Annotated in this window: 9 protein-coding genes and 1 tRNA gene; 1 reads left to right on the forward strand and 9 read right to left on the reverse strand. The window is 50.5% G+C overall.

Annotation, left to right across the window (positions count from 1 at the left end; all coding sequences use genetic code 11):
* Positions 1 to 317: 317 nt before the first annotated feature.
* From LDL35_RS12515 to LDL35_RS12525, 3 genes are all read right to left on the reverse strand, one after another.
* A tRNA-Val gene (locus tag LDL35_RS12515) sits at positions 318 to 391 on the reverse strand.
* A gap of 47 nt (positions 392 to 438) precedes the next feature.
* Positions 439 to 936: a hypothetical protein gene (locus LDL35_RS12520; protein WP_304022947.1), complete on the reverse strand. Its 498-nt coding sequence runs from the start codon at positions 934 to 936 to the stop codon at positions 439 to 441.
* Between the two features lie 56 nt (positions 937 to 992).
* Positions 993 to 1,658 (reverse strand): helix-turn-helix domain-containing protein, encoded by a 666-nt coding sequence (locus LDL35_RS12525; RefSeq protein WP_304022949.1) that lies wholly within the window; start codon positions 1,656 to 1,658, stop codon positions 993 to 995.
* Between the two features lie 167 nt (positions 1,659 to 1,825).
* Here LDL35_RS12525 and LDL35_RS12530 point away from each other — a divergent pair, with 167 nt between their 5' ends.
* The gene (locus LDL35_RS12530) at positions 1,826 to 2,515 is read left to right on the forward strand and encodes an HAD family hydrolase (RefSeq protein WP_304022950.1); all 690 of its coding nucleotides are present in this window, start codon (positions 1,826 to 1,828) and stop codon (positions 2,513 to 2,515) included.
* Positions 2,516 to 2,518: 3 nt separating this feature from the next.
* Here LDL35_RS12530 and LDL35_RS12535 read toward each other — a convergent pair whose 3' ends face one another.
* The 6 genes from LDL35_RS12535 to LDL35_RS12560 form a co-directional block, all read right to left on the reverse strand.
* Positions 2,519 to 3,574: a sensor histidine kinase gene (locus LDL35_RS12535; RefSeq protein WP_304022952.1), complete on the reverse strand. Its 1,056-nt coding sequence runs from the start codon at positions 3,572 to 3,574 to the stop codon at positions 2,519 to 2,521.
* Positions 3,575 to 3,640: 66 nt separating this feature from the next.
* On the reverse strand, positions 3,641 to 4,573 hold the full coding sequence (locus LDL35_RS12540; protein ID WP_304022953.1) for a CAP domain-containing protein: 933 nt from the start codon (positions 4,571 to 4,573) through the stop codon (positions 3,641 to 3,643).
* Positions 4,574 to 4,630: 57 nt separating this feature from the next.
* On the reverse strand, positions 4,631 to 5,527 hold the full coding sequence (locus LDL35_RS12545) for a hypothetical protein (RefSeq protein ID WP_304022954.1): 897 nt from the start codon (positions 5,525 to 5,527) through the stop codon (positions 4,631 to 4,633).
* 108 nt (positions 5,528 to 5,635) lie between these two features.
* On the reverse strand, positions 5,636 to 7,054 hold the full coding sequence (locus LDL35_RS12550; RefSeq protein ID WP_304022955.1) for an aldehyde dehydrogenase family protein: 1,419 nt from the start codon (positions 7,052 to 7,054) through the stop codon (positions 5,636 to 5,638).
* A 23-nt stretch (positions 7,055 to 7,077) separates the two neighbouring features.
* Positions 7,078 to 8,949: a ferrous iron transport protein B gene (gene feoB / locus LDL35_RS12555; protein WP_304022957.1), complete on the reverse strand. Its 1,872-nt coding sequence runs from the start codon at positions 8,947 to 8,949 to the stop codon at positions 7,078 to 7,080.
* On the reverse strand, positions 8,946 to 9,325 hold a 380-nt coding region (locus tag LDL35_RS12560; RefSeq protein WP_304022959.1), incomplete at its 5' end, for a metal-dependent transcriptional regulator. The genes feoB and LDL35_RS12560, both read right to left, overlap by 4 nt.

The raw sequence follows: 9,325 nt of genomic DNA on the forward strand, positions 1-9,325 counted from the left end.
ACCCAGTTTCTGTGAGGCGAATATACCTCATTCAAAATTCGTATGATTTGAAGTTCTTTTAATGTTTCAAAGATGTATGGGATTCCGCCGATGTGTTCAATTTGGTGTGTCGGAGCGATCATCCCATATATATGTACACTTCTCAGATATAAAGTTAAGCTTTATAAGTTGCCATTTGCCCTGTAAGATGAGCAAAAGATTTTTTTAAAGCTTTAGTAAAAATATTTTTTTAATTTTTTCTTCATTGAAGTCGTGTTTTGTGGTAATGCAACACTATAAAGAATCATACAAAAAAAGAAAATTTATCTTCACTGGTATGGGCCCAGCCGGATTCGAACCGGCGACCTCCGCCGTGTAAAGGCGGTGTCATAACCAACTAGACCATAGGCCCGTGCGCCTTAAAAGGTATACTTCAGAACATATAAGGATTTTCTATTTCTATCCGGCAAAATTGTGATACACATGCACATTAAATAGCCCGGATGCCATGTACCGCTGCCTATCCTCAATCATCTCAGTCGGACTGTCAACCGATGTGGACAGACTAACCTGAACCCACCCCTTTCCCATCGGCTTCTCAGGCTCCGGAACCGCGAGCGGACCCATCTTCCCGTTCGGCGCCAGAAACCCGGCAGGAACCGGGGCGGTCACATTCAGAGATGGAGCAGGACGCTCCGTTTCCTCGGCTGAAAACGTCAGAACCGGACCGGCCTCTTCCCTGACAACCGGGATATCATTCGGATACTCACCAAGAAGCATCAGATTTCTCGTTGGAATAATCTCATCAGGATCTCCTGACAACTGAGGCGGCAGAATGATAACCGGCAGTACCAGAATGAAAAACAGTACAGGAAACAGAATATGATGAAGTATTCGCATGCTCCCCCTGCATGCAGCATCCCAGGGCATACACCGGTGCGAAACCCCACCAGTCACACCGGAGAATGCCCGGTATACAGTAGGTTAGTGGCGCAGCACAAAAACTCTCTGGTTTACTCCTGTGCCGCAGCCTTGTGAGCAAGAATATCCCGCCCATGAATAAGCCAGGATCGGCCAACCTTCCGTGCAGCAATCTTCTTTTCCTTGATATACTTCCGCATCGTGGTAACGGAGATCCCTAAGGCCACTGCTGCCTCGGTCTGGCTGTACTCCTTATCGGTCCGGATCTTCATCGAACCCATCTCCATCGCATCCATCACGGGTGCAACCGGCTGCATCTGCACCTTAACGAGAGCTTCCTCAGCAAGATTGCCGACCGGAGGCATATCAGAATCAATAACCCCGGCAGATGATGAGATCCCGACCGGACTCGTCAGTGCCATCAGATCAGGAGTAAACAGGGATTTTTGTGGCTGGTAGGGAGAATTCAGAGCTCGTCCTTCAAGCAGACCGACCCGGCGTTCAAGCTCGGCAATCAGTGCCGCATGCCGTGCAACCGTCCCGGAAAGATCCATGGATGTAGTCAAAGTCCCGGCCGCTTCACCTGGAGCATCGGTCAGGTCAGAAAAATCCGGAGTTGCTCCCCTGGTAACTGCCTGTATATATGAGGAGAATATATCGCGGATAAGTGCTGAAAGGGTCGATTTCTGGTTTTCTGCAATCTCCAGCAGTGCATTAATATATTCTTCATCAAGAGATATTGTCAGATCCTTTCTCATGTTATCCAGGACAACCCATGTCCTGCACACCTCCGTTGATACGCGAATGAAAATATGAGCGATACTTGAATATGGTTTTACCGATACCGGCCTTGAAAAACGCTCACCTAAACTGACCTATCAGGGACAAACATACTTTGGTACCCGAACGCAACATGTACACGCCCATGAACACCTCATCCGGCTGTATCCCAGATGCAATCCTCTTTGATCTCGATAATACCCTGTGTACCTTCATCGATGCAAAATATGCAGCATGCCGTGCGGTCACGGACTATATCGGGACCGGGGATGAAACAGAACTTTTTCAATATTTCCTTCGGCCGGTACACTCATTTGAAGATCCAAATCACATCTTTGACTACCTGAAAGAGAAAGGAGTATACACCCCGGCATCTGCTGACCATGCCGCCCGGCTCTTTGAAGACGTGAAGATAGCCCACATATACCCGTATCCCGGAGTCCATGATACCCTGAGGCACCTCGCATCCCTCGGCATTAAAATGGCCATCGTTACCGATGCAGGATCAGAGCAGGCCAGGAAACGGATGAAAAAATGTGAGATCGACTGTTTTTTCCCGGTGCTCATCACTCCTGACCGTTCGGGAAAAAGAAAACCGGACCACACACCATTCCAGATGGCACTTCGTGAACTCTCGGTATCAGGGACCATCTGGCTGGTCGGTGACTCAGTCAGAAGAGAGGTAATCCCCGGACAGGAACTTGGATTTGTCACGATCTATGCACGATACGGGGATTACTTTGCACAATATAATCCGGAATGTACCCCGGACCACATCATTGACCGGTTTTCAGACCTGCTCTCCATTACCGGCCTACACCAGATACGATCCTGAGGTTCATGGCCCGAACCGGTAGGTATCAGGCGGGAAGACCAGTTCAAACCTTGCACCTTTGCCATATATCCCGGTCTCCCTGATACCAACCCCGGTCAAATCAAGAATCTCGGAGGCAAGATAGAGTCCATAGCCCTTCCGGTCTGCATACGTACGGGAGAATATTCTCTCCTTGAAATCAGGGTGAACCCCCGGTCCTGAATCCTCAAATACCAACGCCAGACCTTCAGGCACTTTATCAAATGAAACGTTTATCGTAACCCCTTCACCGCCATACTGAATGCTGTTTCTCACAATCTCATAGATGACCACGTCAAACATCCGGTCTACATATAAAAAGAGGCCATTCAGCTGAACATCTGACACGATTTTTCCTGAGAACTCATGGCGGTTAATAATCCTCTGCACTGCCTGGCCTGCCTCGATGAAGGAGGGGGGGCGGATCCCGAGATCCTGGTATGTCCGGGTCAGCTCAGCAATACGCAAAACCCGTTCACCAAGATCCCGGCTCTTCCTGATGAGCAGATGGACCTCATCATCATCCACGATCTCATCGATGATATCAATATATCCGTTTATCCCCATCATGAGATTCATGATATCATGACGGACGATAGCATTGAAATAATTCAGTTTCTCGTTCGCTTTCCTGACCGCCTTTTCACTCCTGATATGATCAAGGAGGTCACAGGAGTCAGGTTCAGGCCCGCCATTCCCGTTCCTTGTCCATAAAAGAGAGAAACGTCCTGATGAGAGACGGAAGAGATACCCTGGCCAGCCTGAGTCAGTTCCAGGAATTGCAAGCACAATCCTTTTTGCATCGCCCGGGACCATCTCCTGGGCATCACGGATGATCTCATGGAGAAGAAATGCGATATCAGGGGGAAAAATCCCCTCTATATCCATACATTCAGAAGAGGAGGATATCTCTCCGGAGGGGAGACAGAACTCAATTCTGTCCTCATACACCCAGATAAACCAGCAGACTCCCGGTTTGAGCAGAAGTTCCCAATTGCGGGATTTGTCTGGTTTTATAGTATCTTCCATAGTATCAGGCATGAAGGCATCGTACAGGTAGTCTATATAGGTTCTGATTTCATCCGCTTATGTGTGTTGGTTTCATTGTTACCAGAATTCAGAGACTGCGTAATAATATTCATCATTCCAGAAAACACCTGAACCAAATCTATCGGCAAGCGGATCAAGAATATTCTTCCGGTGGCCCGGACTCTTCATCCATCCGTCCATGAGGGCTTTGCCAATTGCAGTGCCATTGGTGGGATCAACATACCCGACTCCGGTGACCATGCCGGTGCCGATATAGGCAAGGTTCTCAGCTACTCCTATCCGAACCCCCCCTTCGATATCCTTTGTCACCGGATACCCATATGCAGAAGCCCGTTCAAATGGCCCGTTCCCGTTTCTGTCGGTGTGAGAGAGCCTTCCGGCACGGGCTGACTCTTGGGCATATGCTTGAGCAATCCTCGCCAGATCTTCATCCCAGATTAGGGGCCGGAGTCCTTCGTGTATCCGGTTCTCATTTGTACTTTCACGGATGGTTGCGATGATTTCGTCATTGATCACTGACTGGTTCGGGAGAGGCTGAAAAGTCAGGGAGACAGGGGAGGGGATTCTTGCAATTGTCCCGGCCTTCTCTGGATCCCAGTACCCGGTCCCTTTTATGTACGCATATACCTGATACTCACCAGGGGGAAGATCTGAAGAAACCGTCCCGATATAGGGGGAACTGATATTTTGTCCGGGCTGCATGGGATCGACCGGGATGACACTGATGGTCGCATTCAAATCCGGGTCTCCTGGGGATCGAAAGAAGATGTACAGTGAAGTGATCCCGCTCGTCTGATCCCCCCTGTTTGCAATGGTAACGGTTCCGGTATAGGGATAACCTGGATGGGCAATCTCTTCTCCGGAAAGGCTGGTAATTTCCAAAGCAGGGCCTTTCGATGCCGCACTCGTGGAAGAACAAAGAGAGGTAACCAGCAGGACGAGTATCAGTATAAGGTGTACATCAGGATAGGATGACAGAATATTATTCATCGGATCACAAAGGTAGCATGTTCAGGAAAAACATGTTTCTGGTGTATTGAAAAAAGGTCAGACCTCGTCAGGTTCAAGGTCTTCAAACTCGATATCGGTCAGGTCACCATCACCTGAAAGATCATCATCCATCATTGACTCATCAAGCGGCATGTCAAAGTCTGAGAGTCCCTCATCAGAGAGCCCACCGCTCATAGACTCCGATCCCTCATCCCCGCCTGAGAAGTCATCCTCAATTGAATCACCAAATCCTGAATCAGACATATCAGGCTCAAGGTCTCCTTCGAAGTCCGGAAGATCCCCTGATTCGGTGACCGGCTGCTCATCAACGCCGGGTTCATCAAACGAACCATAGTCATCATCCTCAATTCCAGGAAGTGATGCCTCGCCTTCTTCATCTTCAGGGTATTCATCGCCAAAGAGATCTGCGGCCCCGCTCTCATCATAGTCATCAGGTAAGGGAAGATCGCCGTCTCCTGCCGATACCGCTGCACCAGCCATGGCAACTGCGGCTCCTGCTGTGGCTGCAGCAGCGACGGGCACATACCCGGTGGAAGAACCGGATGATGAGCCGGCACCGGAAGAGGTTGTGGATCTGGACGGTCGAAGTGGTTCGGGAACAGGTAAGCCTTCTTCCTTCCTCCGTTCGGCAACATATTCACGGATTCGATCGCGGAGCGGAAGGTTTGACCTTGATGACTGCACCGGTGCAGTTTTGACCGGTTCTGATACCGTCCCTTTCTGATCCTTTTTCTTTGGCCTCCCTTTCAGATAGGGATCTATAATGTAGAGCCACAGGCCCATCACGGCAGTACCCCAGAGGGAGAAGTATACCGCACCGATCAGATCCTTGATTCCGGACTGAAAACCGGTGGTGAGATAAAATATGAGAAGAAGGACTACAAGCGCTCCAAGAAAGGTTATGATCATCAGCAGCTTCTTCTCGACTTTCATGAATGACCCCGTCTGACGTGATGTCACCGGACCCCTTTTCCGGTGATGAGTATACCAGAATATCTCAGTATTGGAATTTATGTTCTCTGGTTCCTCCCATTGAAAAAATCAGGGTCGGATGATGACAAGCCGCTCCTCGGTCATCTCCCGGATGGCATAATAGGGGCCTTCTCTTCCGATTCCTGACTCTTTTACCCCGCCATAGGGCATACTGTCTATCCGGAATGTCGGAATGTCGTTTATCAGTACCGCACCACACTGAATGGTCTTTGAAGCATGGATCGCCAGGCCAAGGTCTTTCGTAAATATTCCTGCCTGAAGACCGAACCGTGAGTCGTTAACCATGGCAATCGCCTCTTCAAACGATTCATACGACGTTACCGTGAGAATCGGGGCAAATACTTCCTCGCAGTTGACGGCCATATCAGGGGTGGTGTCTGCAAGGATGGTTGGTAGCAGAAGGTGACCAGACAGCCTGCCCCCGCACAAAACCCGTGCCCCCTGACTGACCGCCTCTTCAATCCTCTGCAGGGCTTCTTCTGCCTTGTCAGGAGTTATCATCGGGCCCACATCTGTTGCCGGATCTTCAGGATCACCGGTAACAAGGGCATTACATCGGGATACCAGTTCGTAGATGAAGCGATCTGCAATACTCCGGTGTAGAAAAACCCGCTGGACTGAAATACAGACCTGACCGGCATGGGAATATGCGCCCTCGATGATCCGGGTTGCAGCAAGGGTCTGGTCCGCATCTTCATGGACAATCACCGCAGCATTACCGCCCAGTTCCAGCGTGACATGGCGTGCAGGAGTAATGGATCGAAGATGCCAGCCGACAGACGGACTGCCGGTAAAACTCAGACATGAGATCCGTTTGTCAGTTGCCATCCTTTCAGCAATATCAGACCTGCAGGGGATGACACTGACGGACTCTTTTGGGAACCCGGCACGAACCAGCAGTTCTCCAAACTTTAATCCGGTAAGCGGGGTCGCAGACGGGGGCTTAATGATACAGGAATTTCCAGCTGCAAGGGCAGGTCCTGCTTTATGGCAGATCTGGTTCAGCGGGAGGTTGAACGGAGTAATTGCTAATACAATCCCTACCGGTACCCGCATGATCATGGCTATTCTCCCTTCCCCTGCCGGATACCCGTCCATCGGAACCATCTGATCATGGATACGGACCGCTTCTTCTGCTGATATCCGGATCGTCCCGATTGCCCTGGAAACTTCGGTTGCAGCAAATTTTCTCACCTTCCCCCCTTCACGAACGATGATATCGGTGAGGATATCAGCCTCCTCCTCCATCAGCCGTGCAAGGTGAAAGAGCAGGTCAGACCGTTTGTGGGCGGGGAGTGCAGCCATCCGAATTGCTCCCTGTTCAGCGGTTCGTATGGCCTCTTCAATCTCATCAGGCCCGGCAGCACAGACCTCCGCAAAGGTCACCAGTGAGTACGGATTTGAAACCGGAATGACAGAAGGGGTGGAACGGTTAGTCCCTCCTAGAATCAGGGGATGGGGATCCATACTGTACCTGGACGGTCAGGATGTTAAAACAAGGGTATAGAGGTACTGATCCAGTGAACAACAGTGCCGGCAATAAATCCAAGGAATACCGTATAGAGTGATATCTGTATCGCTGTCTTCAGTCCCTGTTCCCGATAGAGGACCGCAATCGTTGAGACACAGGGAATAAAGAGGGTGCTGACCAGGGCAAATATGTAGAGCTGAACCCGGGTCATCACCTCGGTCAGGTTTGCAGTCCCTGCAAGTACCACCAGAGTCTCAAAAGCCATCTCTTTTCTCAGAACACCAAAGAGGAGGGCAGTTGATGCAAACGGAGGAAGACCCAGGATACCCTGAACCACCGGTGCCGTTGCTGTTTCAATGACATCCAGAACACCGTAAAACCCAAGAAGCCCAAGGAAGATACTGCTCACAATCAGAAGCGGCATTGCAATGACGAGAAACTCCCTGATGTGAATCCATGCCCGTGTCAGCACCATTACCGGTGACGGGACCCGGAGCGGCGGGACTTCAAGAACCATCCCAAGCTGGGTCCCAGGAGTAATTTTGGAGAGAAAAAGCCCTGATAGCAGAATTAAGGAAAAGATTATCAGATAAATCGAGAGGGCTGCATAAAGCCCCACAAAGACAGATACAATTCCTGCAATGATAACCGTCCGGGCAGAACAGGGGACCATGGTTATCAGAAATGCAGCAATATGTCGCTCGCGTTTTGTCCCAATCTGCCGGATAGCCATAATAGCCGGTACATTACATCCAAGTCCCAGCACCATCGGGATAATTGCCTGCCCATGCAGACCAAACCGGTGCATGATCCGGTCTGCTAGAAATGCTATCCGACTCATATACCCGGTATCTTCCACAACTGACATCAGGAGATAGAAGGTGAAGACAAAAGGGAATGCAATCCCAAGACCTGCCTGAATGGCGATGACAAAGGAGAAGATGAGTTCATACACGAGAGGGTCCAGAGAAGCATCAGCCAGGGGACCCAGGATCCAGATGTCACATGCCTCAACGATGAGTTCTTCAAAGAATGACCCGATGAAAAAGACCGCGAGAAGCATGGAGAGCAGGATCCCGACCATAATCACAACACCGGGAAACGGCGTCAACAGCCAGCTGTCAAGGCCGCGCATCTCTTTTCCGGGGGCTTTTGACACAACCCGGTGGTGTATCTCTGACGCTGCATGATGCCTGTTACCGGCAATGAGGGATGAGACCGGCATCCGGTGCTCTTCCTCCAGTTCGCCGGCAATGGTCTTTGCTGCTTCCAGAAGAGAGGGATCAGTCCCGATCCCCTGTAATGCCAGGAGTGACGCTACCCGTGATGACCCTGAATCAGATACCCGCATCAGAGTCCTGACTGCAGCCTCAATATGTCGGTCATATGCCACCTGATAGGTCCCGACCGAGGCTCTTGTCGTTGCAACAGGGATTATCTCTGCGATATTTTTCCCAAGTGTTGCCGAGGTCAGCAGAACCGGGACTCCGGTAATCTGTGAGAGGGCATGTGTATCTATCTGGATTTCCTGCTTTTCCGCCTCATCCGCCATGTTCAGAACGGCGATCATGGGGATACGATGCTCAAGGATCTGCAAGAAGAGATAGAGGTTTCGTTCAAGATGAACCGCATCAAGGATGACAACCAGCACGTCAAAGCTATGGGAGAGGACCATATCCCTGACCAGCCGTTCCTCATCACCCTCACCATCCAGCGAATAGATACCAGGAAGGTCGATTATCTCAACCGGAAGCCGATTGATACAGGACACTCCGGAGAGGATATCAACCGTTGTCCCCGGATAATTACTGACCTCTACCCCGATACCGGTCAGATGTGAAAATATGAGTGATTTACCGACGTTTGGATTTCCTATAAGCCCAATCTTCACTGGTCCACCTCAACCAGAACTGACCGGGCAATCTCCGGACTTATGGCGATATCACAGTCCTTCACCCTGATGAGAAGGGTATCTGCCATCCGCTGTTTCACGGTCACTTTTTCTCCCGGAATAAGACCGAGATCTGCCAGTCGTCCGCCCCGGCCACATCCCCGGACAGCATCGATTGTAACGACGTCACCATGAGCACAATCTGCCAGACTTTTAAACGAACATCGTCTGACATGACCATGACAGGTCACCGGGCAATCACGATTACCCCGGAGAAATCCGCGAAGACGATTGATGGTGTCGTCGGTTGTATGGTGCTCCATGGTACAGGCCTGTGCATGAGCCAGTTCATGATCCATACCGAGCATCTCCTGCA

Source organism: Methanospirillum hungatei, assembly GCF_020216685.1.
GTDB lineage: Archaea > Halobacteriota > Methanomicrobia > Methanomicrobiales > Methanospirillaceae > Methanospirillum > Methanospirillum hungatei_B.

Excerpts from the sequence above, each read along its gene's own strand:
- LDL35_RS12535 (WP_304022952.1), bottom strand. The coding sequence starts at position 3,574 with ATGCCTGATACTATGGAAGATACTATAAAACCAGACAAATCCCGCAAT.
- LDL35_RS12530 (WP_304022950.1), top strand. The coding sequence starts at position 1,826 with ATGAACACCTCATCCGGCTGTATCCCAGATGCAATCCTCTTTGATCTC.
- LDL35_RS12545 (WP_304022954.1), bottom strand. The coding sequence starts at position 5,527 with ATGAAAGTCGAGAAGAAGCTGCTGATGATCATAACCTTTCTTGGAGCG.
- LDL35_RS12525 (WP_304022949.1), bottom strand. The coding sequence starts at position 1,658 with ATGAGAAAGGATCTGACAATATCTCTTGATGAAGAATATATTAATGCA.
- LDL35_RS12550 (WP_304022955.1), bottom strand. The coding sequence starts at position 7,054 with ATGGATCCCCATCCCCTGATTCTAGGAGGGACTAACCGTTCCACCCCT.
- LDL35_RS12540 (WP_304022953.1), bottom strand. The coding sequence starts at position 4,573 with ATGAATAATATTCTGTCATCCTATCCTGATGTACACCTTATACTGATA.